The organism is Mesorhizobium sp. M7A.F.Ca.US.007.01.2.1 (assembly GCF_003998165.1).
In the GTDB taxonomy this organism is placed as follows: Bacteria; Pseudomonadota; Alphaproteobacteria; order Rhizobiales; family Rhizobiaceae; genus Mesorhizobium; species Mesorhizobium ciceri.
This window is the reverse complement of record NZ_RZQP01000009.1, coordinates 25087-50589: the sequence shown is the minus strand read 5'-3', so window position 1 is coordinate 50589 and position 25503 is coordinate 25087. Positions and strand designations below refer to the sequence as shown.

The 25503-nt window shown below is 64.0% G+C and carries 28 protein-coding genes and 1 pseudogene; 7 read left to right on the top strand and 22 right to left on the bottom strand.

What is annotated here, in order from left to right:
* Positions 1–36 precede the first annotated feature (36 nt).
* On the bottom strand, positions 37–1008 hold the full coding sequence (locus tag EN949_RS03245) for an AraC family transcriptional regulator (protein ID WP_013528882.1): 972 nt from the start codon (positions 1006–1008) through the stop codon (positions 37–39).
* Positions 1009–1332: 324 nt separating this feature from the next.
* Between EN949_RS03245 and EN949_RS03235 the strand changes: the two genes are divergently transcribed.
* Complete coding sequence (locus tag EN949_RS03235) at positions 1333–1686, top strand: hypothetical protein (RefSeq protein WP_013528880.1); 354 nt, start codon at positions 1333–1335, stop codon at positions 1684–1686.
* A complete protein-coding gene (locus tag EN949_RS03230; protein ID WP_013528879.1) occupies positions 1680–2219 on the top strand; it encodes a hypothetical protein in 540 nt (179 codons plus the stop codon). Before EN949_RS03235 ends, EN949_RS03230 begins: the two co-directional genes overlap by 7 nt.
* A 2-nt stretch (positions 2220–2221) precedes the next feature.
* Here the strand turns inward: EN949_RS03230 and EN949_RS03225 are convergent, their stop codons facing one another.
* From EN949_RS03225 to EN949_RS03200, 6 genes are all read right to left on the bottom strand, one after another.
* The gene (locus EN949_RS03225) at positions 2222–2857 is read right to left on the bottom strand and encodes a DUF480 domain-containing protein (protein ID WP_164755331.1); all 636 of its coding nucleotides are present in this window, start codon (positions 2855–2857) and stop codon (positions 2222–2224) included.
* A 32-nt stretch (positions 2858–2889) separates the two neighbouring features.
* The gene (locus EN949_RS03220; RefSeq protein ID WP_013528877.1) at positions 2890–3669 is read right to left on the bottom strand and encodes a succinate dehydrogenase iron-sulfur subunit; all 780 of its coding nucleotides are present in this window, start codon (positions 3667–3669) and stop codon (positions 2890–2892) included.
* A 9-nt stretch (positions 3670–3678) separates the two neighbouring features.
* Complete coding sequence (gene sdhA / locus EN949_RS03215) at positions 3679–5514, bottom strand: succinate dehydrogenase flavoprotein subunit (protein ID WP_127371098.1); 1836 nt, start codon at positions 5512–5514, stop codon at positions 3679–3681.
* Between the two features lies 1 nt (position 5515).
* A complete protein-coding gene (gene sdhD / locus EN949_RS03210; RefSeq protein ID WP_013528875.1) occupies positions 5516–5911 on the bottom strand; it encodes a succinate dehydrogenase, hydrophobic membrane anchor protein in 396 nt (131 codons plus the stop codon).
* A 2-nt stretch (positions 5912–5913) separates the two neighbouring features.
* Positions 5914–6333, bottom strand: a complete 420-nt coding sequence (gene sdhC, locus EN949_RS03205; protein ID WP_063169529.1) for a succinate dehydrogenase, cytochrome b556 subunit — start codon at positions 6331–6333, stop codon at positions 5914–5916.
* Between the two features lie 261 nt (positions 6334–6594).
* Entirely contained in the window at positions 6595–7023 is a 429-nt protein-coding gene (locus tag EN949_RS03200) for a hypothetical protein (protein WP_063169530.1), read from the bottom strand.
* A 261-nt stretch (positions 7024–7284) separates the two neighbouring features.
* On the opposite strand from EN949_RS03200, the gene EN949_RS03195 reads away from it, so the two are divergent.
* A complete protein-coding gene (locus tag EN949_RS03195; RefSeq protein ID WP_024504989.1) occupies positions 7285–7647 on the top strand; it encodes a hypothetical protein in 363 nt (120 codons plus the stop codon).
* Here EN949_RS03195 and EN949_RS03190 read toward each other — a convergent pair.
* Both EN949_RS03190 and EN949_RS03185 read right to left on the bottom strand, forming a co-directional pair.
* On the bottom strand, positions 7631–8839 hold the full coding sequence (locus EN949_RS03190; protein ID WP_063169531.1) for a GGDEF domain-containing protein: 1209 nt from the start codon (positions 8837–8839) through the stop codon (positions 7631–7633). The genes EN949_RS03195 and EN949_RS03190 overlap by 17 nt on opposite strands.
* Before the next feature lie 73 nt (positions 8840–8912).
* Entirely contained in the window at positions 8913–10109 is a 1197-nt protein-coding gene (locus EN949_RS03185) for a GGDEF domain-containing protein (protein ID WP_063169532.1), read from the bottom strand.
* Positions 10110–10268: 159 nt separating this feature from the next.
* Here EN949_RS03185 and EN949_RS03180 point away from each other — a divergent pair, with 159 nt between their 5' ends.
* Entirely contained in the window at positions 10269–10586 is a 318-nt protein-coding gene (locus EN949_RS03180) for a hypothetical protein (RefSeq protein ID WP_013528869.1), read from the top strand.
* A 38-nt stretch (positions 10587–10624) separates the two neighbouring features.
* On the opposite strand, the gene leuC is transcribed toward EN949_RS03180, so the two are convergent.
* The 7 genes from leuC to rplS form a co-directional block, all read right to left on the bottom strand.
* A complete protein-coding gene (gene leuC, locus EN949_RS03175) occupies positions 10625–12034 on the bottom strand; it encodes a 3-isopropylmalate dehydratase large subunit (RefSeq protein WP_063169533.1) in 1410 nt (469 codons plus the stop codon).
* A 327-nt stretch (positions 12035–12361) separates the two neighbouring features.
* Complete coding sequence (locus EN949_RS03165; RefSeq protein ID WP_063169534.1) at positions 12362–12997, bottom strand: class I SAM-dependent methyltransferase; 636 nt, start codon at positions 12995–12997, stop codon at positions 12362–12364.
* Between the two features lie 54 nt (positions 12998–13051).
* Positions 13052–13861 (bottom strand): amino acid ABC transporter permease, encoded by an 810-nt coding sequence (locus EN949_RS03160; protein ID WP_027163295.1) that lies wholly within the window; start codon positions 13859–13861, stop codon positions 13052–13054.
* A 201-nt stretch (positions 13862–14062) separates the two neighbouring features.
* Positions 14063–14860, bottom strand: a complete 798-nt coding sequence (locus tag EN949_RS03150; protein WP_013528864.1) for a transporter substrate-binding domain-containing protein — start codon at positions 14858–14860, stop codon at positions 14063–14065.
* A gap of 177 nt (positions 14861–15037) precedes the next feature.
* Positions 15038–15547, bottom strand: coding sequence for a MarR family transcriptional regulator (locus tag EN949_RS03145; RefSeq protein WP_013528863.1), 510 nt, complete (start codon positions 15545–15547; stop codon positions 15038–15040).
* Positions 15544–15957, bottom strand: a complete 414-nt coding sequence (locus EN949_RS03140; protein WP_013528862.1) for an organic hydroperoxide resistance protein — start codon at positions 15955–15957, stop codon at positions 15544–15546. Before EN949_RS03140 ends, EN949_RS03145 begins: the two co-directional genes overlap by 4 nt.
* A gap of 156 nt (positions 15958–16113) precedes the next feature.
* A complete protein-coding gene (rplS, locus tag EN949_RS03135; RefSeq protein ID WP_013528861.1) occupies positions 16114–16665 on the bottom strand; it encodes a 50S ribosomal protein L19 in 552 nt (183 codons plus the stop codon).
* A gap of 329 nt (positions 16666–16994) precedes the next feature.
* Between rplS and EN949_RS03125 the strand changes: the two genes are divergently transcribed.
* Positions 16995–17747 (top strand): sulfite exporter TauE/SafE family protein, encoded by a 753-nt coding sequence (locus EN949_RS03125; protein ID WP_027163293.1) that lies wholly within the window; start codon positions 16995–16997, stop codon positions 17745–17747.
* On the opposite strand, the gene trmD is transcribed toward EN949_RS03125, so the two are convergent.
* Positions 17729–18430 (bottom strand): tRNA (guanosine(37)-N1)-methyltransferase TrmD, encoded by a 702-nt coding sequence (gene trmD, locus EN949_RS03120; protein WP_027163292.1) that lies wholly within the window; start codon positions 18428–18430, stop codon positions 17729–17731. The two genes, EN949_RS03125 and trmD, sit on opposite strands and share 19 nt — an antisense overlap.
* A complete protein-coding gene (gene rimM / locus EN949_RS03115) occupies positions 18427–19026 on the bottom strand; it encodes a ribosome maturation factor RimM (protein ID WP_024504980.1) in 600 nt (199 codons plus the stop codon). The genes trmD and rimM overlap by 4 nt, the downstream gene beginning before the upstream one ends.
* A gap of 97 nt (positions 19027–19123) precedes the next feature.
* Here rimM and EN949_RS03110 point away from each other — a divergent pair, with 97 nt between their 5' ends.
* Together EN949_RS03110 and EN949_RS03105 are read left to right on the top strand one after the other, a co-directional pair.
* A complete protein-coding gene (locus EN949_RS03110; RefSeq protein ID WP_024504979.1) occupies positions 19124–20062 on the top strand; it encodes a tyrosine recombinase XerC in 939 nt (312 codons plus the stop codon).
* A gap of 230 nt (positions 20063–20292) precedes the next feature.
* A complete protein-coding gene (locus tag EN949_RS03105; protein WP_027163290.1) occupies positions 20293–21363 on the top strand; it encodes a TraB/GumN family protein in 1071 nt (356 codons plus the stop codon).
* Positions 21364–21373: 10 nt separating this feature from the next.
* On the opposite strand, the gene EN949_RS03100 is transcribed toward EN949_RS03105, so the two are convergent.
* The 4 genes and pseudogenes from EN949_RS03100 to EN949_RS03080 form a co-directional block, all read right to left on the bottom strand.
* Positions 21374–21853, bottom strand: a complete 480-nt coding sequence (locus EN949_RS03100) for a DUF2867 domain-containing protein (protein ID WP_027163289.1) — start codon at positions 21851–21853, stop codon at positions 21374–21376.
* An 857-nt stretch (positions 21854–22710) separates the two neighbouring features.
* Positions 22711–24126: pseudogene (lpdA, locus tag EN949_RS03090) on the bottom strand (dihydrolipoyl dehydrogenase); the annotation flags it as partial.
* 76 nt (positions 24127–24202) lie between these two features.
* Positions 24203–24958, bottom strand: a complete 756-nt coding sequence (locus EN949_RS03085; protein WP_127366544.1) for an SDR family oxidoreductase — start codon at positions 24956–24958, stop codon at positions 24203–24205.
* A complete protein-coding gene (locus tag EN949_RS03080; protein WP_127366543.1) occupies positions 24955–25473 on the bottom strand; it encodes a hypothetical protein in 519 nt (172 codons plus the stop codon). Before EN949_RS03080 ends, EN949_RS03085 begins: the two co-directional genes overlap by 4 nt.
* Positions 25474–25503: the final 30 nt, after the last annotated feature.

Sequence of the window (25503 nt, the reverse complement as noted above, 5' to 3'; positions counted from 1 at the left end):
AACCGCTGGCCCTTGGGCCGGCGTTTTCGTTTGCGGTCAGCCTTTCAACGCGGCCGCCCGCACATCCGATGGCGTCGCGCCGTAGCGCCGCCGGAACGCCCGGTTGAAATAGGAGAGGTCGTTGAAGCCTGCCTCGAAGGCGATCGCCGTGATGCTGCGTCCGGCATGACGAGGATTGCTGAGCATCCGATGCGCGCGCAACAGGCGCTGGCACAGCATGAAATCCGACAGCGACGTGCCTTCGCTCTCGAACAGTTTTCTGATGTAGCGGGCCGAAAGGCGGTGACGGCGGGCGATGTCTTCGGCCGACAGGTCGCCGCCATGGGCTGTTATTTCGGCCTTGATGGCACGCAGCCGCGCCACGCGCACGCCTCGGCCCCGGGCGATTTCTGCCGCGTCTCGGGTGGCACCCATGGCCAGAGCGACGAGATCGAAAATATGCGTCGTCGCCAGATGCCAGGCCTCCGGGGTCAGCACGTCGCCGGCATCCTGGATCGACCTGACATAGTCGAGCAGCAGCCGCATCGCCCCGCCGGAGGTTGGCAGCGGCTGCATCAGCGCCGGGGCCGGGTCGCCGATCAGCGGTGACAGTGCCTTGAGCGAGAAGCTCATATTGACGAAGCGAAGACCGCCTGGCTGGATGACATTGAGGCCGACCTCCTCGCCGCTCATCATCAGCGCCTGGCCGTTGCCGACCGGCTCCTCGCGGCCGCGATGCTTCATCACGCTTGCGCCATCGAGGGCGACCAGGAGGACGAGATCGTCGCTGTCGATCAGCGACGTCGAATGATGGACGCGGAATTCCGAACACGTGCCCGTGGCGATGCCGAGGCCAGGCAACGCGCGCACCTGCATATCGACATGCGTCGGGCCGAGTGGATCGAGATCGACCTTGAGCACCGTGCGGCCATAGACCTCGCGCATGACCTCGACGCGATCCCGCTCCGGAAGCGCGTCCGTCATCAGTCGGAACGAGGCGGTTGGCCCCATCGTCGCCGTCACCGGCATCCCCCATGCCTCAGGTCAATTAGAAGCGGCGTGATATGCGCCGCGCCTCCGAAAACGTCAATACAGGGCCGTTTGGGCCGTTTTTAGGGCCGCTGCGTCCAAGCTGCCCGCTTTTGCCGGACCTAGTTTGCAGCGCGTTTCCGATCAGGAAGCGCATCGCAAACAGCCACAAGGGGGTTCGATGTATCATTTGCAATTGTTCAGGACACTGTCGGGGCTCGCCTCGGCAGGCTTCAATCCACGCGTCTATCTGTTGTCCATCGCTCTCGGCGGAACCGTCGCCGACCATCGCGATCCGAAGCGGCCGTGTGGGGAGCGTCGGCCATGAGCGTCCGGCATACAGTCCTGGCGGCACCGGTCCTGTGCCTCGGCCTATCGGGCTGCGTCGGCATCAACCCGGTTTCTGCGGTCGTCGGCATGGCCGGCATGGCGGCGGCCAACTCCGCCGGCATGGCGCAATCGAGCGTCATCAGCCCGCAGGAGCAGGCGAAGTACGCCTCGATGTCCTGTGCGGATCTGCGGCAATTGATGGCAGGTTACGAAGAGGCGAAGAATCATGGGCCGTCGGTCAAGAAATACGGCGGCATGGCGCCGGCCGGCAAGACGGCGATCGTCAACAATGTCATCGGCACGCGGCTTGTCTATCTCCGGCAGCTTGTTGCGAGCAAAGGATGTTGAGGGCCTCGTCACACCACGCCTGCCGGGCGGCACTTGTCGGGCTTGCCGGCTGGCTGGCCTTCAGCGCCGGCGGCGCTTACGGCCAGGGCAAGGGACCGACGACACGCTCGCGCCTCGGTGCGATGCCGGCAGCGCTCGTCGGCAAGTGGGGTTTTGCAGTTGCCAGCGGCAATTATTGCGACACATTCAGCAACTGCGATCCAGGCAGCGGCGGCAGCGTCACCTTTACCTTCGGGGCTGACGGGCGCACCTATTACGCGCTGTTCCAATCGTCTCTGGTCGACGGCTGCGGTCAGGTCCGGTCGCTGACCCTGAAGACCGGCAAGGCCTCCGTGCGCGGTTCGACCCTGGTTTTCACGCCGACGGCAGGAACCTACAAATCCGTCAATGGTTGCCGGCCCGACCTCACGGGCCTCTGGAAATTCAAGCCCGGTGACCTGAAGCCGGTCTCCTTGCGTTGGCAACTGGACGGCAACCAGTTGCGGCTGATCGACCCCGACGGCGAAGCGAGCGGCGTTTACTCGAGGAGGTGAACCTAGCGCTCGCCGGTCAGCGCGTCGATGCGGGCGCGTAACATTGCAATCTCCTCCTCGAGGGCGCTGACGCGCTCCTCGAGGCCGGAGGCAGATGAAGCAGCCGACGCAGCCTGCATGGCGATGGGGGCGATCTGCGGAATCCCGCTCAGCAGATGGACGTAACGCTCCTCGCGCTGGCCCGGTCCGCGTGGGATTTCCTGGATGAGTGGCGGTCGGCGGCCGATCAGCATGTCGAGCTCGGCGCGCAGATCTTCGATCGACGAAAACCGTGCCATGCGCTCGGTGCGCGCCGACAATTCATGGGCCGTCTGCGGCCCGCGCAGCAACAGCAAGCCGATCAAGGCGGTCTGCGGTGTGGTCAGCGAGAAGCGCTGTGCCATCTGGTGCTCGTAGCGCTCGACACGCGAACCGAACATCTGCCGCACCAGCCCTTTTTGTTCGAGCAGCTTCAGCCCCCGGTGCACCTCGCTCTGCTCCAGCGCCATCACCGGCTCGCGCGCCGTCTTCTGGTTGGCGGCAGCCAGTGCCGCGTTGAGCGTCAGCGGATAGACATCCGGCGTCAGCCCCTTCTTCTCGATCAGGCAGCCGAGAATGCGAGCTTCCACAGGGGAAAGGATGGGAAGGTCATCGCTCATTGGATTACTCTCGCCGGCAACCAACCAACCGCCTAAACCCTTCTCTCCACCATCATCTTCTTGATCTCCGCGATCGCCTTGGCCGGGTTGAGGCCTTTGGGGCAGGTCTGCGCGCAGTTCATGATGGTGTGGCAGCGATAGAGCCGGAACGGGTCTTCGAGATTGTCGAGCCGCTCGCCGGTGGCCTCGTCGCGGCTATCGATCAGCCAGCGATAGGCCTGCAGAAGCGTTGCCGGGCCGAGATAGCGGTCGCCGTTCCACCAATAGCTCGGGCACGAGGTCGAGCAGCAGGCGCACAATATGCATTCATAGAGCCCGTCGAGCTTCTCGCGATCCTCATGGCTCTGCAGCCACTCCTTGGCCGGCTCCGGCGACACCGTCTTCAGCCAGGGCTGGATCGACGCGTGCTGGGCGTAGAAATTGGTGAGGTCGGGCACCAGGTCCTTGACCACCTGCATATGCGGCAGCGGGTAGACTTTTACCGCGCCGGAAATGTCGTCGCAGCCCTTGGTACAGGCGAGCGTGTTGGAACCGTCGATGTTCATGGCGCAGGAGCCGCAAATGCCTTCGCGGCAGGAACGCCGCAAGGTCAGCGTCGGGTCGATCTTGTTCTTGATCCACAGCAGCGCGTCGAGCACCATCGGCCCGCAATCGTCCATGTCGACGAAATAGGTGTCGATGCGCGGGTTCTCGTCGTCGTCCGGCGACCAGCGATAGATGCGGTATTCCCGCAGATTGGTGGCGCCCTCCGGCTTCGGCCAGGTCTTGCCCGGCTTGATCTGCGAATTCTTGGGGAGCGTGAGTTCAACCATGTTCGATCCTCAATACACTCTGGCCTTGGGCGCGATCTTGGCGAGGCTGATGCCGCCGTCCTTTTCAGCCAGCTGCGGCTCGGTGTGTACCGGCCGGTAGGAGAGTGCCACCTCGCCGTCTTCGCTCAGCCTGGCCAGCGTATGCTTGCGCCAGACCGCGTCGTCGCGCGCCGAAAAGTCCTCGCGTGCGTGCGCGCCACGGCTCTCCTTGCGCGCCTCGGCGCTGTAGACCGTGGTGATGGCATTGGCCATCAGGTTTTCCAGCTCCAGCGTTTCGACCAGATCGGAGTTCCAGATCATCGAGCGGTCGGACACTTTGATGTCCTTCAACTCGCCCCAGATCTGCGAAATGCGCTTACAGCCGTTTTCGAGCGACTCCTGCGTGCGGAATACGGCCGCGTCTTCCTGCATCGCCTTCTGCATCTTTTCACGCAGCACCGCCGTCGGCGTCGAGCCGTTGGCGTGGCGCAGCCTGTCGAAGCGGTCCATGATCTTTTCGACCGAGGCTTCGTTGGGCGAAGGGATCGCCGACTTGCGGTCGATGACCTGGCCGGCGCGGATCGCCGCCGCGCGGCCGAACACCACAAGATCGATCAACGAATTCGAACCGAGCCTGTTGGCGCCGTGCACGGAGGCGCAGCCGGCTTCGCCGACAGCCATCAATCCGGGCGACACCTGGTCTGGATTGAGCGCCGTCGGATTGAGCACCTCGCCCCAGTAATTGGTCGGCACTCCGCCCATATTGTAGTGGACCGTGGGCAGCACCGGGATCGGCTCCTTGGTCAGGTCGACACCGGCAAAGATCTTGGCCGATTCCGAAATGCCCGGCAGCCGCTCATGCAGGACGGCGGGATCGAGATGGTCGAGATGCAGGAAGATGTGGTCCTTGTTCTTGCCGACGCCGCGGCCCTCACGGATCTCCAGCGTCATGCAGCGCGAGACGACGTCGCGCGAGGCAAGGTCCTTGGCTGACGGCGCGTAGCGCTCCATGAAGCGCTCGCCCTCGGAATTGACGAGATAGCCGCCCTCGCCGCGCGCACCCTCGGTGATCAGGCAGCCGGCGCCATAGATGCCGGTCGGGTGGAATTGCACGAACTCCATGTCCTGCAGCGGAAAGCCGGCACGCGCGGCCATGCCGCCGCCGTCGCCGGTGCAGGTGTGCGCCGAGGTGGCCGAGAAATAGGCGCGGCCATAGCCGCCGGTCGCCAGCACCACCATCTTGGCCGAGAAGCGGTGGATGGTGCCGTCATCCAGGTTCCAGGCGACGACACCGGTGCAGGTGCCGTCCGGCTCCATGATCAGGTCGAGCGCGAAATACTCGATGAAGAACTGCGCATTGTTCTTCAGCGACTGGCCGTAAAGCGTGTGCAGGATGGCATGCCCGGTGCGGTCGGCGGCGGCACAGGTGCGCTGCACCGGGGGACCTTCGCCATAGTTCATCATGTGGCCGCCGAACGGCCGCTGGTAGATCTTGCCCTCTTCGGTGCGCGAAAACGGCACGCCGTAATGTTCGAGCTCGTAGACCGCGGCCGGCGCCTCGCGCACCAGATATTCCATGGCGTCGACATCGCCCAGCCAGTCCGAGCCCTTGACGGTGTCGTACATGTGCCATTGCCAGGAATCGGGACCCATGTTGGACAGCGAGGCGGCAATGCCGCCTTGCGCCGCCACCGTGTGCGAGCGGGTCGGGAACACCTTGCTGATGCAGGCGGTGCGCAGCCCCTGTTCGGCCATGCCGAGCGTGGCGCGCAGGCCGGCGCCGCCGGCGCCAACGACCACCACGTCGAACTTGTGGTCGACAAAGGTATAGCCTGCCGTGTTGGCTTGTTTCGCGTCCTTGGCCAACTCAGCCTCCGAATGCCAGCTTGAGCAGGGCGAAGATCGAGGCGACGCCGACCGCTATGGTGAAAAATGTATTGAGCGCGATCAGCGCCAGCTTCATGCCTTCGCCATGCACGTAATCCTCGATGATCACCTGCATGCCGATCCGCATATGGGTGAGACCGGAGATGAGCACCAGGGCCATCACCAGCGCCACGAACGGGTTGGCAAGGGCTGCCCGCACATGCTCGTGGTCGGCGCCGTTGAGCGCGATCAGGAAACCGACGAAGAACAGGATCAGCGGGATGTTGGCGATCGCGGTCAGGCGCTGGCGCCAGAAATGCCCGGTGCCCTCGCGGGCGGAGCCGAGGCCGCGGACCCTCGCCAGCGGCGTGCGCATGTCGGTGTTTTTGCCGCTCATGATCAAGCTCCCCGCGCCATGGTGCCGGCGATCCAGATCAGCAGCGTGAGCAGGATCGAGCCGGCCAGCGTCGCCCAGGCGATCTTCGAGGCGGTATGCTTTTCCAGGCCCGCGCCCGTGTCCCAGATGAGGTGCCGTACGCCGCCCAGCATATGATGCATCAGCGCCCAGGTGTAGCCGAACAGGATGATCCGGCCGAGCCAGGTGCCGAAGGCCGAATTGGCCCAATCGAAGGTCGCCTGCGAGCTTGCCGCCGCCATCAGCCACAGGGCGACCAGCAGCGTGCCGAAATACAGCGCGCCGCCGGTGATGCGGTGAATGATCGACATCGTCATGGTGATCGGCGGCCGGTACACGGTGAGGTGCGGCGAAATCGGCCGTTCACGTCTGGCAAATTCGCGGGTGGCTGGTGATTTGCTCATGGCTCCCCCAGTTCGGCGTCTCTCTGGAGCCTCAGGTGGAAATGCGGCATTGCCGCTTCCGGTTGCGACTTCGGACAGCCGGTTTCTAATGCTCTTTTTGCACCGCGTCAAAGCCAGAAAACCGTTTCGAAAACGTAATTTAGTCTGACTAAAAGGCGGGCTTTGGCTTCAATCGATTAGGCTGGGAAGGCCTGAAGCCGGCTCGATATCGCTGCAGTGCAACATATCTGGCTCCAGGGCCCAGCGGTGGTGAGACTGGCGTCAGCGTTTGCAGGTCTGCGGCGTCGATCCCTTCTTCATCACCAGCGCCTCGCGCCCGTCGATCACGATTGCGTCATGCGTGGCCGCCTGGTAGCGGCTGCTCTGGTTGGCAGGCGACGCCGCAAACTCCTCGGTCGCGCCGTCGGACCCGACCACACGCAACGACGTGCCTAGATTTTGGATGAAAATCATACCGTTGTTGCCGCATCTATAGGTGGCCGTGCCTATGCCTGGTCGCGGCGCGGTAAGGTCGGTGATGATCTTGGGTGCAGCTGCCGGAGGCACCGCGGCTGCGACGGACTGCTGGGCCGGCGCAGGTGAGACGACGACGGTATTGGCTGCCTTCGGCGCGCTGTCTTGCGGCACACAGGCAGCGACGACACCGAGCAACGGGAAAACGGACACCCAAATCGGCCGGCGTAGCGCCATATGCTGTCCTCCCGCGCGGCAAGCGGCCACGATGCTTTGTCCAGATCACGATCGTCCCGACGCCAAGGCGGACGCCGCCGCGATGGTGCGGCCAAGCATGGCCGAATGATGGCCACCGGGTTTTCCATCCAGTCGGATATTAACGGATATTAACCATGTTTACCGAGACATCGCCGCCAAACGCGCCGGCCTCTTAACAAAGGTTAAGAAACCGTTAATTTCTGATTCGAGGAGGCTTTCCCTCAAGACACGGAGGACGCCATGCGTTCGAATTCGGGCAAATCGCGCCTTGCGGCGCTCGTCGTAGCAGCCTCGGTCGCCGGCCTTGCAGCGCCAGCGCTTGCCGGCGCACGGCATCAGGATCGCGTCTACGCCGATTCCTTCGGCAACCTCGTCGTCGACAGCGCCGCCGGCTACAAGCGCATCATCGTCGGCCAAGGCAGGCTGGCCAAGCAGCTCTCCGACTACACCAGCGCCGGCCAGCCCAAGGTGATCTACGAGAACGAAGCCGACGAAATCGGCGGTTATAGCGATTGCTACCGGCCGCCGGTGCTGGTGAAGGGCCGCTCCTATATGTACGGCCTCTCCGACGGCGAGATGCCCGAACTCAGCCCCTGCCGTTAGCTTCCGTTCCGGCTGACGACCAGTTGCCGGCAGGCCCGACGGAGACGCGCACGCAATCGCGCCCGGCATTCTTCGCCTGATAGAGCGCCTGGTCGGCCCGCCGCATCAGATCGGCAAAGTCTTCGCTCGCATGGAGTTCGGCGACGCCGAAGCTCGCGGTGCAGCGGTTGTCAGCCGGCAGTCCGTCTATGGGCAGCGCGCCGAAGGCGCTGCGCGTCCCCTCGGCGAACAGCCGCGCCGCGGCAAGGTTGGTTCCCGGCAGGATGATGGCGAACTCCTCGCCGCCAATGCGGCCGGCAACGTGATGCGCGGCGGCGGCTTCACGCAGGAAGCCTGCAAAAGTCTCGATCACCCGGTCGCCGGACGCATGGCCGAAGCTGTCGTTGACGCTCTTGAAATGATCGAGATCGGCTATGACCAGCGCGACCGGCACGCCTTGCCGCAGGGCGCCAAGCACCGCCAGTTCGGCATGGCGGGTGAAGCCGCCGCGATTGAGCAGGCGCGAAAGCGTGTCCGTCTCCGACTTCGACGTCACTTCGGCAAGCACGTCGCGAACCAGGATGGCCAGCATCAGCAGCGCCAGCGCCAGCGCAAAGACAGTGCCGAGCGATTGCGACACCAGCGCGTAGTTGCTTTGCAGATAGGCTTGCGGATTGGCGCCCCAGCCGCCGAGCGCATGGGCGATGAATGGCTTGGAGGCAAACTGCAGGCCGCTCGCCGCCAGCACGGCCATCAATATGCGATCGAGACGGGCAAGCTTTTGCCTCGATGACCAGACGATGGCCAGCCCGATGAACTGCATGACCGCATAGGGAAGCTGGTAAGCCATGATGCGGATCAGCGACTGGCGGGGCAGGTCCTGTACGAAATACACAGCTATGGTGGTGGCCAACAGGAAAAACAGCATCGCCTTCCAGGGCGGCGCCACGCCGTATTTGCGGGCAAGCCCGCCATTGAACGCAATGGTGGCGGCAAGGAAGACCGCGAAGGCGGCAACGACCGGGAGCCGCGCGTCGGCAAAAGCGGGAATGGAGAATTCGATGGCCGAATAGGCCATGCCCAGCAGATAGCCAAATGCCAGCCAGCGCGCCGGCGCCCGGCCGACATCGTGGAAGGCGACCGCCATGAAGCAGGCCGCCAGCAGGCCGGCAACCGACAGATTGATCAACAGGATGAAGTTGGCGCCGCTCATGTTCTCCCGCACCCGCGCCGACAGCTAATCATCGACGGGCGAAGAAGACGTTAACGTCCTGGCCGGCCAGGATTCAGCCGGTCTTGAGCGGCTCCGGCAGGAACGCCGTTTCCGGCCGCTCATAGGACAGGCGTACACTGTCGCGGCCGTTCTTCTTGGCCTTGTAGAGCGCATCGTCGGCACGGCGCATCAGCGGCTCCAGCGCCTCGTCACCGCTGCGGGCCGCCACGCCGAAGCTTGCCGTCACCTTCGTTCCCTGGGGAAGCCCGTCGACATGGCCGGCCGAATAGACCGTGCGCACCGCTTCGGCGAACAGCCGTGCCGCGGCAAGATCGCTGAGTGGCAGCAGCACGGCGAATTCCTCGCCGCCGATACGCCCGGCAACACCGCGCGCGCCGGCCGCCGACCGAAGCTTGGCGGCGAAATCGGCAATCACGCGATCGCCCGCCCCATGCCCATGCACATCGTTGAGCGCCTTGAAATGATCGAGGTCGGCCAGCACCAACGCGACCGGGAACCGCGCCGAGGCGCAGTGCCGCAAGAGCAGCATGCCGCGCTCCTCGAAGCCACGCCGGTTGAGCAGGCCCGACAGGGGGTCGGTAAAGGTCTCGGTCTTCAACGCCTTCAACACGTCGAGTGCCGCGGCGGAAAACAGGCACAGCGCGATAAGCAGCGACAGCAGCGCGTGCGACAGCAGCGCCGTCGTCCAGTAGGACGAGCCATAGAACCCGTCATAGCTCGTGAAGGGCCCGTGCGCGATGACGACGATAAGGGTGCGCACGAAGAAGTTGACGCCCGACAGCAGCGACAGCACGAACAGGATTTTCTCGGTCGGGCCGTTGTTGCGCACCGGGCGCAGTTCGGCGGCAACCAGAAGGCTGATACCGCCGAAAGCGAAGTTCATCGCCAGGATGCGCCAGGTGAGATCCGGCGCGATGAACAGGAACCAGCAGAACGACGCCAGTCCCCCGCAGGCCAGCGCGCCGATCCCCACATAGGGCACCTTGCGGCCATAGCGGTGGACGATGGCGCCGGCCAGGCAGCAGCCGGCGATGCTGAAGCAGATGTTCGACACCAGCTTGGTCAGCGGCATGCCGATCGGCAAGGTGAAATACTGAAGCAGGAAGCCCACCGCCGAGAGACTGTAGCTGAGCGCCAGCACGGCCAGATAGGGGCGGTGGCGCTGATAGGACCATAGCACGAGGAACGCCGCGCCGAGCGCCAGCGCGATCGTCGGGTTAAGCAGCGCTATGAGCAGACCCGTGTCCAAACGACTATGACTTCCCCTCGCTTACGTCGGGGAAGAGCTTAGAGGGCAAGCCCAAACAAGCGGTTAAGCCTCGCCGCAAGCAGGACCGCCATCTCAAAATAATGTCAGGGAACCGCCGTCTCCGGTCAGCGTTCCTTCGTTGACAATCTGGAGCGACCGATGGCCGACACAATCACACTGACCGACCACGATGCGATCCGCTCGTGGGCTGCCGGGCGCGCCGGCTTTCCCGCAATCGTCGACATCTCGCCCGAAGCGGGGACGCAGCCCATGTTGAGGCTGGTCTTCGGCCAGCACGCCTATCAGGATCAGGACCAGCCTGAACGGCCGCTCAATGCGGGGGGCTATGAACTCGTCGAATGGGACGAATGGTTCAAGCTCTTCGAAGAACAACAGCTTGCGCTTGTGGTCGCGGCCGAACAGCCCGGACGCCGCGAGGAGTTCCACGAACTCGTCCGCCGCGACGGGAAGCGTTGACCCGAGCCGGGTGCGGCTCGGGTCCGTTCAAGTCTGGACTACTTCCACTCGCGAATGTCGACGAAGTGGCCGGCGATCGCCGCCGCGGCCGCCATCGCCGGCGACACCAGATGGGTGCGGCCCTTGAAGCCTTGCCGGCCCTCGAAATTGCGGTTCGAAGTCGAGGCGCAGCGTTCATGCGGCTTCAGCCGGTCGTCGTTCATGGCCAGGCACATCGAGCAGCCCGGCTCGCGCCAATCGAAACCGGCGGCGACAAAGATCTTGTCGAGGCCTTCGGCTTCCGCCTGTTCCTTGACCAGGCCGGAGCCCGGCACGATCATCGCATCGACATGCGGGCTGACCGTCTTGCCTTCGACCACCTTGGCGACGGCGCGCAGATCCTCGATGCGGCCATTGGTGCAGGAACCGATGAAGACGCGGTCGAGCGTGATGTCGGTGATCCTGGTGCCCGGCGTCAGACCCATATAGTCGAGCGCGCGCTGCTTGGAGGTGCGCTTGTTCTCATCGGTGATGTCGTCCGGGTTCGGCACGATGCCTTGCACCGACACGACGTCCTCGGGCGAAGAGCCCCAGGAGACGATCGGCGGCAGCTTGGCCGCGTCGAGCACGATCACCTTGTCGAAATGCGCGCCCTCGTCGGACTGTAGCGTCTTCCAGTATTCGAGTGCCGCATCCCAGGCCGCGCCCTTCGGCGCGCGGGGCTTGTCCTTGACATAGGCGAAGGTCGTCTCGTCCGCGGCGATCAGGCCGGCGCGCGCGCCGCCTTCGATCGACATGTTGCAGATCGTCATGCGGCCCTCCATCGACAGCGCACGGATCGCCTCGCCGGCATATTCGATGACATAGCCGGTGCCACCGGCAGTGCCGATCTCGCCGATGATGGCCAGGATGATGTCCTTGGCGGTGACACCTTCCGGCAATTGGCCGTCGACACGCACCAGCATGTTCTTGGCCTTGCGCTGGATCAGCGTCTGCGTCGCCAGAACATGCTCGACCTCGGATGTGCCGATGCCATGCGCCAGCGCGCCGAAAGCGCCGTGCGTCGAGGTGTGGCTGTCGCCGCAGACGATGGTCATGCCGGGCAGTGTAAAGCCCTGCTCCGGACCGATGATGTGGACGATGCCCTGGCGGATATCGTTCTCGGAATAATATTCGACGCCGAAATCCCTGGCGTTCTTGGCCAGCGCCTCGACCTGGATGCGGCTTTCCTCGTTCTTGATGCCGAACTTGCGCTCGGGCGAAGTCGAGACATTGTGATCGACCACGGCCAGCGTCTTTTCCGGATGCCGGACTTTACGGCCGGTCATGCGCAGGCCTTCGAAGGCCTGCGGACTGGTCACTTCATGGACCAGGTGGCGGTCGATGTAGAGCAGGCAGGTGCCGTCTTCCTGGCGATCGACGACATGGTCGTCGAAAATCTTGTCGTAGAGGGTGCGCGGTGCGCTCATGTGCGTAAATCCGTCGATATGAGAATGGGAAAGAGCAGGTGCCGGACCTCCGGCCCGGCGAAACGACCCCGATGGGTCGGCCTAGGGTAGTCGGCTGGTCAGCGCCCCGGACACGCGCGCGGAGAAGCGCGACGGCAGGCGTTTTCTGTCCTGCAGCACGAACCCCTTGTAGGCCGGATCGCCAAAAAGCTCTTCCATGGCGTGGCTCATATCAATGTTTTGGGTTTTCGGCAATTGGAAGCTGCCTTCGCAGAACTCGGGTTCCTCGTCCTCACTTCCACACCTTCAGGGGGAGAGGAAGGAAGCCAAGATCGGAGAACGCGCCGCTCAGATCACTTCAAACACAAAAGTCTTCACCAGCGCATCCGGCTCGGCGATCGCATAGCAGCGGAACCACGGGCTTTCCTCGACCGGCCGCCATTTCCCAGTCTGCTCCAACTCATCGAACACCGCCTGGAAGCCGCCGCTCTCGAACACCCGGTCGCGCACGGTGAAGATCGCATGGCCGCCCTTGCGGGTGATGCGCACCAGTTCGTGCAGGCCTGTCGCCGGCGCATGGCTGATGGTGAACACGCCTGTCGAGAAGAAGGCGCGGAAATACCCGTCCGGCCACGGCAGCGGACCGCCCAGCATTGCCTGCTTCAGTTCGCTGTAGGCATTGCGGCTGCCGGCGATCTTCAGCATATCGTCCGAGAGGTCGAGCCCCGCAATGTCGCGGTAGCCGAGCGCATTCAGCGACGGTCCCGACAGGCCGGTGCCGCAGCCGGCATCGAGCAACGGGCCATCGCCCGCCGGCACATGGCGCGCCACCCAGGCGGTGATCAGGAAAGGCAGGAGGTAGCCGAGCGAGGCGGTCTCGCTGTCATAGGTCCCGGCCCATGCGGCATAGGCCTCTTCAAGCGCTTCCGGCGTGTCGGCCGTATAGACGGAATCCAGCGCCGCATTGGCTTTGTCGACGATCATGGGACCTCCTCAACGGGAATGCTCGGGGATCGTAGCGCTGCCTTGGCCGAAAAACTATTCCTCGTGCTGGCGGCGCAGCCGCCGTTCCAGCGCCCTGAGCGCCAGCGACAGGCCGACGGTCAGGATGAGGTAGATGTAGGCTGTTATCGAATAGGTCTCGAAGAAGCGAAAGGAGCCGGCGGCGTAGACCTTGCCCATCTGCGTGATGTCGGCAACGCCGAGCACCGAGACCAGCGAGGAATCCTTGACCAGTGCGACGAAATCATTGCCGAGGGGCGGCAGGATGGTGCGGATCGCCTGTGGAAACACGATGAGCCGGAAACGCTGCGCGCGGGTCAGCCCGAGCGCCTTCGCCGCTTCGATCTGGCCCTTCTCCACCGCCTGGATGCCGGCCCGGAAAACCTCCGAGATGAAAGCCGAATAGCCGATGGTCAGCGCCATGATGGCGCGCCACAACAGCGACACGTCGCGCACCAAAAGCTCGCCGAACAGGCCGGCGCTTTGCAGCGGCGCGGTCAGCGCGTTCCAGGCCGCGACGAAGGCCGGCGCGCCGGCAAAGGCGATCCAGAACAACAGCACCAGGATCGGCACGCCGCGGATGATCTCGACATAGAAGCGCGCGATCTGGCGCAGCCAGCGCGAACCCGACATTCCCATCAGCGCGATGCCGAGCCCAATGGCCGACGCCAGCACGAAGGCAATCACGGTGACGAAGATGGTGACGCCGATGCCCTTGGCGACCGTGGCGAACACCTGGGCATAGAGATTGCTGGTGGCGACGAAGACGGCCACCGCGATCGCGATGGTCACGGCCACGACGAGCCACCAGGGGAAGTCGGCTTTGGAGGAAGAGGCGGGAGGCATCAAAAGGATTGCGCCAAGGCAGCCCCCTCTGGCCTGCCGGCCATCTCCCCCTCAAGGGGGGAGATTGGCAGCTTCGTCGACGGCACTCTTTTTACAACTTTGGTGATTGGTGAAAGCGGAAAAAACAGCCAATCTCCCCCCTTGAGGGGGAGATGCCCGGCAAGGCAGAGGGGGGCGTTCAAGCGCGAAGTCAGTGCGAAATCACTGCCCCATCTTGTAATCAAGAAACCACTTCTTGTTCAGCGCATCGAACGTCCCGTCCGCCTTCAACGCCGCAATCGCCGCATTGACCGGCTTCACCAGGTCGGAACCCTTCGGGAAGATGAAGCCGAAATCCTCGGTGCCGAGCGGTCCGCCGATCAGCTTCAGCTTGCCCTCGGAGGCGTCGACATAGCCCTTCCCCGCGGTGCCGTCGGTCAAGACGACGTCAACGTCGCCGGATTTCAGTGCCTGCACCGTGGCGCCGAAGGTCTCGAACAGCTTGATGCGCGGGTTCTGCTCATTGCCGTCGAGCACGCTGTAGACGGCGGTGTAGAAGGGCGTGGTACCGGCCTGCGCGCCGATCAGCCCATCCTTGAAGGCGCCGAAGGTCTTGGCGTCGGTGAAACGGCTTTCATCGCCGCGCACCAGCATGAACTGTTCCGAGCGCATATAGGGGTCGGAGAAATCGACCTTCTCCTTGCGGTCGTCCTTGATGGTGATGCCGGTCATGCCGATGTTGTACTGGTTGTCGGAAACCGCCTGGATCATCGCGTCCCAGGATGTGTTCTGGTACTCGACGGCGAAATTCAGCCGCTTGGCGATCTCGTTCATCGCATCATATTCCCAGCCGATCTGCTTGCCGGTCTTGGCATCGATGAACTGCAGCGGCGGATAGGCGTTTTCGGTCACAACCACCACCTTTTTGCCGCCGAGGTCGGGCAGCGCCTGCGCAAAGGCGGCAACGGGTACCAGGACGAGGGCAAGCAGGCCTGCCAGCAGCAGTTTCGATTTGGTCATGACACACTCCCCGGAAATTGAAGGACCCGGGCACGGCCGGGCTTGTAGGAAAATCCGGCGCCGACTTTAGCTTTCCGCAAGCGTCATGCAAGACGGTCCGCTGCGTCAGCGCGCGCGAAAAGGGATTCCGATGCCTTCATTTCCGGGATTCAGGAATGAACGGTGTCGCGGCAGCGATCAGCTCCGCTTCACGATGCCGGCATCCGCCTTGCGCAAGCCGGAGACGAACCGTGTCAGCGTGCGGTGCAGGGATTTCAACTCGTCGGCATCCAGCGGCAGGTTGCAAAGCATCGCCGCCGGCACGCTTTTGGCCTGCTCACGCAACGCTTGTCCCTTCGCTGTCGGCTCGACCAGAACCCGGCGCTCGTCGGCGGGGTCGCGCCGGCGTGTGACCAGGCCACCGGCCTCCAGCCGCTTGAGCAGCGGCGTCAGCGTCGCCGAATCCAGCCCGAGCGCTTCGCCAAGCTCGCCGACCGTGCTTGGAGCCCGTTCCCAGAGCGCCAACATGGCCAGATATTGCGGATAGGTCAGGCCGAGCGGATCGAGCAGCGGGCGGTAGAGCTTCGTCATCAGCCCGCTTGCCGAATAGAGCGCGAAGCAGAGCTGTTGGTCGAGCCGCGGAACGTGAAACGTCCCGGTGGCCTCCGCCGGGACGTCCCTGGTGCTCTTTGTCGTCTTTTCCGTCATGCCGCCTTTACCGAAAGCGCTACGTCGACATTGCCCCTGATGGCGTTGGAATAGGGGCAGATCTTGTGCGCCTCCGATACAAGCGCTTCCGCCGCCGCCTGATCAAGGCCTTTCGTTTCCGCCGCGAGCGCGACACCGAGCTTAAAGCCTTCGCCATCGGGAAGCAGGCTGACGGTGGAGGTTACCCCGGCATCCGTCAGCGACAGCTTCTGTTTGCGCGCGACAAAGCGGATGGCGCTTTCGAAGCAGGCGGCATAGCCGATAGCGAACAGTTGCTCGGGATTGGTGGCGCCCCCCGGCCCGCCGAGTTCTTTGGGCATTGCCAGATCGACCTTGAGCAGACCGTCGCTGGTCTCGCCATGGCCGGCGCGGCCGCCGGTGACGTGAGCCTGTGTGGTGTAGAGTGCCATATCAAATCTCCAATTACTTTGTGCGCGATTATTTAGTTCACAAAGTAATGCGCCGTCAACAGCCGGATCCTGTGTCTGGCGCTGAAAGCGTTCACAGTCTGGTGAAACGAAAAAAGGCGGCCGAAGCCGCCTTTTTGAATGGGATTTCCGAAAACCTTATTCGGCAGGGGTCGCTTCTGCGGCGGCCTTGGCTGCTGCTTCGGCCTCGGCGGCGGCCTTCTTCTCGGCGGCGTCCTGGGCGGCCTTCTCGACGGCCAGGGCCTCGGCTGCTGCCACCTTCTCGGCTTCGATACGGGCCTTCTCGGCGTTCAGCGCATCGCGCTCCTCATCGTTCAGCTTGCGGGCGCGCACGCCGGTGTTTTCAGAAATACGGGCCGATTTGCCGCGACGATCGCGCAGGTAGTAGAGCTTGGCGCGACGCACCTTGCCGCGGCGAACGATCTCGACGCCTTCAACCATCGGCGAGTAGACCGGGAACACGCGCTCGACACCTTCGCCGTAGGAAATCTTGCGAACCGTGAAGTTCTCCTGGAAGCCGGCGCCGGCGCGGGCGATGACGACGCCCTCATAGGCCTGGACGCGGGTGCGGGTGCCTTCGGTCACGCGGACCTGGACGCGCACGGTGTCGCCGGGCTGGAATTCGGGAAGCTTGCGCTTGGCTTCGATCTTGGCGGCCTGTTCGGCCTCGAGCTGACGGAGAATATCCATCTCAAAAGTCCACTTCTTGTTCTTCCGACAGTCAGAGCGTCCGACACTCGCCTTGCAGTTCCATTGACCGCTTGGCTATGCCTTTTGTCTCCAAGACATTTGTCTTTGAAACATCAGGCAGGGGCGACTACACCGTCATTGTTGACGGGTCCGGCAGATTCTTTCTGGCCGGTACGGGCGGGCACATACAGCTATTTCGCCGCTTTGTCACGCCTTGGGCGCGCATTTTCTGCTCGCATGGCACCATCGTAATCCTGCCGTGCCGGGTTGCGCCGGTCGTTCAGGCTTTCTAAAGCCTGAAATAACACAGTTTTGAGCGGCCGCAATTCATGTCTGTCTTCGATGCCATCCTGCTGTTTCTAGCGGGCTTTCTGTCAGGCGCCGCCAATGCGGTCGCCGGTGGCGGCACCTTCATCACCTTCGGCGCCATGACGTTGGTCGGCCTGCCGCCGATTGTTGCCAACGCCACCTCCTCGGTGACGCAATTTCCAGGCTACATCACCTCGACCCTCGCCTACTCGGCCGATATCAGGCACTTCTGGCGCGGCGCGCTGCTGCTGTGCCTGATCTCGGCCGTGGGCGCACTGGCCGGCGCTCTGATCCTTTTGGCGCTCGACAATCCCTCGTTTCGCGCTCTGGTGCCGTGGCTGCTGCTAGCCGCGACGGCCCTGTTCGCCGCCGGCCCCTGGCTGAAACCAGTGCCGAAGCCCGGCCATGAAGCGGCGGTGGGCTCGCTGGCCGGCTCGCTCGCACAATTTCTCACCGCCATCTATGGCGGCTTCTTCGGCGCCGGCATGGGCGTGATGATGCTGGCGACGCTCGGCCTCACCCAGGCCGGCGACTATCACCGGCTGAACGCGTTGAAGAACATGCTGGCCATGGTCATCGCCGCTGTCGCGATCGTCGTCTTCGTCTCGGGCGGCGTCGTCGCCTGGCCGCAGGCGATCATCATGATCCCGGGCGGCGCGCTCGGCGGCTATGCCGGCGTCTGGATCGCCAAGCGCGTGCCGCAAAACGCGGTGCGCGGCTTCGTCGTCGCCGTCGGCCTGTTTTTGGCCTTCTATTATTTTGCCAAGGGCTGAGCAGCGGCAAGCAGGTCCGGACGCCTCTCGGCTGTCAGTCTTTCTGACTCCGCCCGCCGCCAGGCGGCGATCTTCTTGTGATTGCCGGAAATCAGGACCTCGGGAATGTCACGGCCTTCGAACTCCTGCGGCCGCGTATAGTGCGGATGTTCGAGCAGGCCGTTTTCAAAACTCTCTTCCTCGCCCGACATCGCGTTGCCCATGACCCCGGGCAGCAGCCGCACCACCGCGTCGAGCAGCACAAGGGCGGCCGGCTCACCACCCGAGAGAATGAAATCGCCGATGGAGACTTCCTCCAATTCCCGCGCGTCGATCACCCGCTGGTCGACGCCTTCGAAGCGGCCGCACAGGATGACGGCGCCCGGCCCAGCGGCCAGCTCGCGCACACGCGCCTGGGTCAGCGGCTTGCCGCGCGGGCTCATCAGCAGCCGAGGCCGCGCATCGCCTTCCGGCGAAGCATAGTCGATGGCTTTCGCCAGCACGTCGGCGCGCATCACCATGCCGGCGCCGCCGCCGGCGGGCGTGTCGTCGACGGTGCGGTGGCGGTCGGTGGCGAAGTCACGGATCTGGATCGTCTCCAGCGACCACGTCCCGGCCTCGAGCGCCCGGCCGGCCAACGACAGGCCGAGCGCGCCGGGAAACATCTCGGGGTAAAGCGTCAGCACCGAAGCGGAAAAACTCACCGGTTGCCCCCGGCATCGCTCGGTCCGCGCGGCCTGCCCTTCGGATCGAAGTCTTCCTCACGCGGACCACCGCCATCCTCGTCATCGACCAGCCCGGCCGCCGCCGGATCGACGCGGACGAAACCTTCGGCGATCGACACTTGCGGTACGGCAGCCTGTGTGAACGGGATCAGCACGCCCTTGCGCCCGCCCAGCGTCACGTCGAGAATGTCGCCGCCGCCGAAATTGTGCACCGCGACCACCTTGCCAAGCACGGCACCCGTGTCGTCGCGGACTTCGAGGCCGACGAGGTCGGCATGGTAGAATTCGTCTTCCTCGCCATCGTCCGGCAGCATCGAACGGTCGACGAACAGCTCCGTGCCGGCCAGCGCCTCGGCCGCATTGCGGTCGGCAATGCCCTTGAAACGGACCACGACGACGGTGTTGGCGGGCCTGATGTCGACGATCTGGAAGGCGCGCCCGTCCCTGGCGTAGAGCGGCCCGTAGTCGGCCAGCGCCAGCGGCTCGCCGGTGAAGGTCTTCACCCGCAATTCGCCCTTGATGCCATGGGCGGCGCCGATCACGGCCATCTGGACAGGGTTCTGGGGCTTGCTCATGGCGAAATATCCTTTGGCCTGCTCTAGCCCCACGCGGCTGTCATTTCAATGACGGGCTATTCACCGCTTCCTAACCCGAATATCCGAAAATGCCGCCATGCAGGAATTCCTCATCCCGGCCAAACCCGATCTCCAGGCGGCGCGCGAAAGCTGGCTGAAGATGCTGGCGCGAGAACGTCGGCTGTCGCCCGAGACGGTGGAAGCCTATGAGCGCGACACGCGTCAGTTCCTGCATTTCCTCACCGGCCATTGCGGCGGCTCGCCCGGCATTTCGGACATCGCCGATCTGCGCCCGGCGGATTTGCGCGGCTTCCTTGCCGCCCGCCGCAATGCCGGTGCCGGCGCCCGCACGCTGGGCCGGGGTCTCGCCGGCATCCGCTCGCTGCTGCGTTTCCTCGAGCGGCGCGGCCTCGCCAATGCGGCCGGTGCGGCGGCACTGCGCGCGCCGCGCCAGCCCAAATCGCTGCCCAAGCCGCTGACGGCGAGCGATGCCAAGCATATCGTTTCCATCGAAGGCCAACTGGCGGAGGAACCCTGGATCGCAGCCCGCAACGCCGCCGTGCTGACGCTGCTCTACGGCTCTGGCCTGCGCATTTCCGAGGCGCTCGGCCTGACCGGCGCCGATCTGGCGTCGGCGGCCGACACGGTGCTGCGCGTTGCCGGCAAGGGCGGCAAGACGCGCCTGGTGCCGGTGCTGCCGGTGGCGCTCAGGGCGATCGCCGAATATCGCCGGCTCTGCCCCTACCATCTCGACCCCAAGGGCCTGTTGTTTCGCGGCGCCCGCGGCGGCCCGCTCAACCCGGCCATCGTCCAGCGCGACATGGCCAAGCTGCGCTCGGCGCTCAACCTGCCCGATACCGCGACGCCGCATGCGCTGCGCCATTCCTTCGCCACGCATCTGCTCGGCCGCGGCGGTGATTTGCGCACCATCCAGGAACTGCTCGGCCACGCCAGCCTGTCGACGACGCAAATCTACACCGGCGTCGACACCGCGAGGCTGCTCGAGATTTATGAGCAGGCGCATCCCAGGGCGTGAACGCCAGTAACGTTCACCATTTGGCCGAAAGCCTCCCCAACGTCGTCGTCCCTGGGCGAAGCAGGAGCGAAGCTCCGTCGCGGAGACCCTGGGATGACGAAGAAATGGGCGTTTCCGCTAATCGTTGAAGCATGAGCCCCATCGACGTCAGTTGAGGGCGATAGCCAGTCCAAGACAATTTCTCAGCACAGGTTAACCGTTTTGCCGCTTTTCAGTCCTAGAAGAGGCTCATGAAACGCGTCATAGCCATCGCCGACCGTGCTGCTTCCGTGTCGCTGAAGCTGCTCGTCGCGCTCAATGTTCTGTTCTTCCTGTCGTTCCTCGCCGTGCTGCTGTTCGCGGCCGGCAAGGCGCATGCCGAAGTCCCGACCTGCACCGGTGCCGACATGCTGTCGGCCCTGCAGAAGAACGATCCGGCGACCTACCGCAAGATCGAAGCGGAAGCCGCCGCGACGCCGAACGGCAAGGGCCTGTTGTGGAAGCTGGAAAAGCCCGGCGAGAAGCCGTCCTTCCTGTTCGGCACCATGCATATGACCGACCCGCGCGTCACCACGCTGCCTCCCGAAGCGCAGAAAGCCTATGACGCCGCCGGCACCATCGTCATCGAAACCACCGACGTGCTCGACAAGCAGAAGATGATGGTAGCGATGCTCAAGGAGCCGGACCTGATGATGTTCACGGATTCGACGACGCTGGCGTCGCTGCTGTCGCCCGACGATGCGGCGGCCATGAACACCGCGCTCGACGCACGCGGCATTCCGCCGGCAACGGTTGCCAAGATGAAGCCGTGGATGCTCTCGGCCATGATGGCACTGCCGGCCTGCGAGCTGGCCCGTCAGTCAGGCGGCGCCCCGGTGCTCGATGTCAGGCTGGCGGAAGGCGCGAAGGCTTCCGGCAAGCCGGTGGAAGGATTGGAGACGGCTGAAGGCCAACTGCGCGCCATGGCCTCGCTGCCGCTGGCGTTTCACATGAAGGGCCTCGTCGACACGCTGAAGCTCGGCGACAAGGTCAACGACATCAACGAAACCATGATCGTGCTCTACCAGCGTGGCGACACCGGCATGTTCTGGCCGCTGTTTCGTGCCGCGATGCCGGACCAACAGGACGACCCCGCGGGCTATGCGGCGTTCGAGGAAACCATGATCACCAGCCGCAACAAGGTGATGGTCGAGCATGCCGAACCGATCCTTGCCAAAGGCAACGTCTTCATGGCGGTCGGCGCCCTCCACCTCCCCGGCCCCGAAGGCCTGGTCGAGGATTTCCGCAAGGCCGGTTACACCGTCACGCCTGTTGGACTTTAGTGACTTCAGCTTACTTCGCCAGGATCTGGGCCAGCATCGCCGGAACGACGATCCGGTGAAACGGCATGATGATCGCGAGATAGGCGCGCCCGAGCCAATTGTGCGTCTTGACGATCGTCGTCGCGGCCACCTCTTGCCGGCCGCTGCCAAGATCCCTGACTTCGACCAGGACACGGAAATCGAGATGCCGGTCGTCGAGGCCAAGCACAACCTTGCCGGGAAACTGGCTGATGAGCGGAAATATCCCGATCCGGCCCGACGGCAACACCGCAGTTTCCAAGCCCGTCTTCAGCCGGAACGGCCTGACGGCAAGATTGCGCAGCGCCATGAGCCTGCCGACCCAGGGCGGCGTTCGCCCCAGAGCGCGTTCGGCCGCGCCGAATGCGGTTAAGGAAAGGCCTTCAGTGACCAGCACATAGCGGTCTGCGAACTGGGCTCTGGCGAGAGCATCGCAGTGATTCGGGACAAGCTGAGCTGACGGATTCGTCACGGCAAAACCCTCTGATTCGACCTTAACAGACGCAAACTTGGCGCGCTGCGTGGCGAAACGACGCCACTCCGGCTGCGGAAGGGCAGGATTGTCCTTGTTTTTGGCGTTTTCCAACCCTAGCGTGAAACCAGTTCAATGATTGCGCGTTGTATGGTGTTGATTGATATTTTTCATCCACGGAGGACACTTTTATGGCGAACACACCGAATCCAAACGACCCGTTCAATTCGTCCACCAACGCACCAAGGCCAAGTGGCGGCGGCGGTGGTAGCGGTTGGCTGATTGCACTGGTCGTCGTTATTCTGGCGGTTGTCGCGTATTATGTTTTCGGAAGAAGTGGTGAGCACCCGGCACCCGCCGAGCCGCCGGCGGCCAGCACACCGGCCCCAGCGCCTGCACCGGCGGAACCGATGAAGCCGGCTGAACCTGCGCCTGCGCCCGCGCCTGCTCCGGCACCTGCAGAACCGGCGCCTGCCCCGGCACCCGCGCCCGCACCGGCTCCTGCGCCGGCACCAGCCCCTGCGCCGGCACCTGCACCGGCCCAGTGATTGGCTCGATATCAGTTACGAACGGCCCGCTGAAAAGCGGGCCGTTCTGTTTTGTAGGGGCCGCCAGAAAGGCCTTTCCAGAAACTCGCTCCGGTGAGTCAGCTGGTGTGGTTTTCGAGAACCGGAGCGCAGCGGACATTAGGTCCGTGAGCAGTGCATGACCCCGAAGACAGTCCGATTTTCGGAGAGGATCATGCGCCAATCAAAAAGGGTCACAGCATCCTTTAAGCGTCCAGGAGGACGCGCGGCGCTGTGAAAGCGGAGAAAACCTCGCCAGATGGCCGCCGGAGTAGAGTTTATGAAAGGGCCTTAGATGTGGATCGGCTTGAAGAACGTCGCCAGCGCCGCCTCCTTGATCGCCTCCGACATCGTCGGGTGCGCATGGCAGGTGCGGGCGAGATCCTCCGACGAACCACCGAACTCCATCAGCACCGCCGCCTCGTGGATCATCTCGCCGGCGCCGAAGCCGACGATATGGACGCCGAGCACGCGGTCGCTTTGCCTGTCGGCGAGGATCTTCACAAAACCGTCCGTGTGCAGCATGGCGCGCGCCCGACCATTGGCGCTGAACGGGAATTTTCCGACCTTGTAGTCGATGCCGGCCTTCTTCAACTCTTCTTCGGTTTTGCCGACCGAGGCGATTTCCGGGCTGGTGTAGACGACGCTCGGAATGACGTCATAGTTCACGTGGCCGGCCTGACCGGCAATGGTTTCCGCTACCGCCACGCCCTCATCCTCGGCCTTGTGCGCCAGCATCGGCCCGGCGATGACATCGCCGATGGCATAGATGCCCGGGATATTGGTCTTGAGATGGCCATCGGTCTTGACCCGGCCGCGCTCGTCGACCTCGACGCCGGCTTCCCCGAGCCCGAGGCTGTCGGCATAGGCGCGGCGGCCGGTGGCGATCAGCACGGCATCGGCCTCGATGGTCTCGGCGGCGCCGCCCTTGACCGGCTCGAAGGTGACGGTCGCACCCTTCTTGGCCTTGGCGACGCCGGTGACCTTGGCGCCGAGCTTGAACTCGAAGCCCTGTTTGCCCAGCAGCCGCTGGAATTGCTTGGAGACCTCGCCGTCCATGCCGCCCAGGATGGTGTCGAGGAATTCGACCACGGTGACCTTGGCGCCGAGCCGCGCCCACACCGAGCCGAGCTCGAGCCCGATGACACCGCCGCCGACCACCACCAGATGGCCGGGAACCTTATCCAGCGACAGCGCGCCGGTCGACGACACGATCACCTTCTCGTCGATGTCGACCTTGACGCCGGGAATGCCGGCGACATCCGAGCCGGTGGCGATGACGATGTTCTTGGTCTCGATCTCCTCGACCTTGCCGTCCTCGGAGGTGACCGACACCTTGCCGGCGGCGAGCACCTTGCCGGTGCCGCGGAAACTGTCGATCTTGTTCTTCTTGAACAGGAAGGCGACGCCGTTGACGTTCGACGACACCGTCGCATCCTTGTGCGCCATCATCTTCTTCAGGTTCAATTTCGGCGCCGATATCTCGACGCCGAGCGTGTCGAAGGAGTGGCCGGCCTCGGCGAACATCTCGGAGGCATGGAGCAGCGCCTTGGACGGGATGCAGCCGATGTTCAGGCAGGTGCCGCCGAAGGTCGCGTTCTTCTCGACCACCGCAACCCTGAGCCCGAGCTGCGCCGCCTTGATGGCGCAGACATAGCCGCCGGGTCCCGATCCGATGATAACGACGTCATAAGCCATGATACTGTCCTTCTGTTTTGAGCATGATGCCGAAAAGTGTGACGCGGTTTTCGGATAACATCATGCTCGATCTGCTTGAGAGCGCTCAGCGGCCGCCGCTTACATTCAGGATCGCGCCCGTCGTATAGGACGCGGCGTCGGAGAGAAGATAGAGAACCGCGCCCGCGACTTCATCCACTGTACCGGCTCTTGTCATCGGCAGCAGATCGCGGAACCGCTCCACCCGGTCCGGCTGCCCGCCGGAGGCGTGGATGTCCGTGTCGATGATGCCCGGCCGCACCGCATTGACGCGGATGCCTTCTAGCGCCACCTCACGGGCGAGCCCGACGGTGAAGGTGTCGATGGCGCCCTTGGAGGCGGCATAATCGACATATTCGCCCGGCGAGCCCAATGTCGCCGCGGCCGACGAGATGTTGACGATGGATCCGCCCGACCCGCCATGACGGGTCGACATGCGCTTCACCGCCTCGCGGGCGCAGAGGAACGAGCCGACGACATTGATGCGCATCATGCGCTCCAGCCGCGAAACATCCATCTCGTCGACGCGCGCCTTGACGTCGACGATGCCGGCATTGTTGACGAAGGCATCGAGCCGTCCATAGGCGCGGTCGACGGCCTCGAACATGGCTACGATATCGGACTCCTTGCCGACATCGCCCTTGACCGCGAAAGCCTCGCCGCCGGCGGCCTCGATCTCGGCGACCAGCGCCTTGGCGGCCTCCTGGTTCGAAGCGTAGTTGACCGCGACCCGGTAGCCGGCCTTCGATCCGAGCCGGCAGATCGCGGCGCCGATGCCGCGGCTGCCGCCGGTGACCAGCAGCACCTTTTGCGTCCCGCTCATTCCTGGCATCCCTTCAAGGCAAACACATCCCACGGCACTTTCGAAAATCCGCTGCCGCCATAGACGCTGGATTGGCGCAACGCCGGCCCGAGGTCCGGCAGGATCAGCGTCTTCGGCGCTTCGACGCCTTCAGCCGGCAGCAGTCCGATGTTGCCCTTTTCATCCGCCGTGTAGATGACGCCGTGCCAGGGCGTGCAGGCGGCAAGCTCCTCGCCGGTGACGTCGCCCTCGGGGCATTTGTGCATCAGCGCGCCGTTCGGCCGCGATACGCCTTCATTCCACATGACGATGCCGTTCAGCACCACATTGTTGTCGAGGATCATCCGGAAGCTGTTGGTGACGGTCGCCGAGGTGCCGGTCGGCGTGAAATCGATCTCGCTGCCGCTCTGGGCGTCGCCATAGACAGCGAGTTCTATCGGGCAGGCGGCATGGGCGCCGGCAGCGGCCAGCACCATGCCGGCCGCGATCGATCCGATCGAAAGCACCTTGGAAAGGCTAAGGGAACGGGTCGTCATTCTGCCGCGCAGATCCCTTCCTCCGGCACA

Coding starts and splice junctions, on each gene's coding strand:
- EN949_RS03225 (WP_164755331.1), bottom strand. CDS start 2,857: ATGAGCGATGACCTTCCCATCCTTTCCCCTGTGGAAGCTCGCATTCTC.
- EN949_RS03105 (WP_027163290.1), top strand. CDS start 20,293: ATGAAACGCGTCATAGCCATCGCCGACCGTGCTGCTTCCGTGTCGCTG.
- rplS (WP_013528861.1), bottom strand. CDS start 16,665: ATGGATATTCTCCGTCAGCTCGAGGCCGAACAGGCCGCCAAGATCGAA.
- EN949_RS03245 (WP_013528882.1), bottom strand. CDS start 1,008: ATGCCGGTGACGGCGACGATGGGGCCAACCGCCTCGTTCCGACTGATG.
- EN949_RS03220 (WP_013528877.1), bottom strand. CDS start 3,669: ATGGTTGAACTCACGCTCCCCAAGAATTCGCAGATCAAGCCGGGCAAG.
- EN949_RS03200 (WP_063169530.1), bottom strand. CDS start 7,023: ATGGCGCTACGCCGGCCGATTTGGGTGTCCGTTTTCCCGTTGCTCGGT.
- EN949_RS03235 (WP_013528880.1), top strand. CDS start 1,333: ATGAGCGTCCGGCATACAGTCCTGGCGGCACCGGTCCTGTGCCTCGGC.
- EN949_RS03080 (WP_127366543.1), bottom strand. CDS start 25,473: ATGACGACCCGTTCCCTTAGCCTTTCCAAGGTGCTTTCGATCGGATCG.
- sdhC (WP_063169529.1), bottom strand. CDS start 6,333: ATGAGCAAATCACCAGCCACCCGCGAATTTGCCAGACGTGAACGGCCG.
- EN949_RS03160 (WP_027163295.1), bottom strand. CDS start 13,861: ATGCCTCCCGCCTCTTCCTCCAAAGCCGACTTCCCCTGGTGGCTCGTC.
- rimM (WP_024504980.1), bottom strand. CDS start 19,026: ATGAGCAAGCCCCAGAACCCTGTCCAGATGGCCGTGATCGGCGCCGCC.
- EN949_RS03110 (WP_024504979.1), top strand. CDS start 19,124: ATGCAGGAATTCCTCATCCCGGCCAAACCCGATCTCCAGGCGGCGCGC.
- EN949_RS03140 (WP_013528862.1), bottom strand. CDS start 15,957: ATGGCACTCTACACCACACAGGCTCACGTCACCGGCGGCCGCGCCGGC.
- EN949_RS03230 (WP_013528879.1), top strand. CDS start 1,680: ATGTTGAGGGCCTCGTCACACCACGCCTGCCGGGCGGCACTTGTCGGG.
- EN949_RS03190 (WP_063169531.1), bottom strand. CDS start 8,839: ATGAGCGGCGCCAACTTCATCCTGTTGATCAATCTGTCGGTTGCCGGC.
- EN949_RS03180 (WP_013528869.1), top strand. CDS start 10,269: ATGGCCGACACAATCACACTGACCGACCACGATGCGATCCGCTCGTGG.
- EN949_RS03165 (WP_063169534.1), bottom strand. CDS start 12,997: ATGATCGTCGACAAAGCCAATGCGGCGCTGGATTCCGTCTATACGGCC.
- EN949_RS03195 (WP_024504989.1), top strand. CDS start 7,285: ATGCGTTCGAATTCGGGCAAATCGCGCCTTGCGGCGCTCGTCGTAGCA.
- EN949_RS03085 (WP_127366544.1), bottom strand. CDS start 24,958: ATGAGCGGGACGCAAAAGGTGCTGCTGGTCACCGGCGGCAGCCGCGGC.
- leuC (WP_063169533.1), bottom strand. CDS start 12,034: ATGAGCGCACCGCGCACCCTCTACGACAAGATTTTCGACGACCATGTC.
- sdhD (WP_013528875.1), bottom strand. CDS start 5,911: ATGAGCGGCAAAAACACCGACATGCGCACGCCGCTGGCGAGGGTCCGC.
- EN949_RS03145 (WP_013528863.1), bottom strand. CDS start 15,547: ATGACGGAAAAGACGACAAAGAGCACCAGGGACGTCCCGGCGGAGGCC.
- EN949_RS03150 (WP_013528864.1), bottom strand. CDS start 14,860: ATGACCAAATCGAAACTGCTGCTGGCAGGCCTGCTTGCCCTCGTCCTG.
- EN949_RS03125 (WP_027163293.1), top strand. CDS start 16,995: ATGTCTGTCTTCGATGCCATCCTGCTGTTTCTAGCGGGCTTTCTGTCA.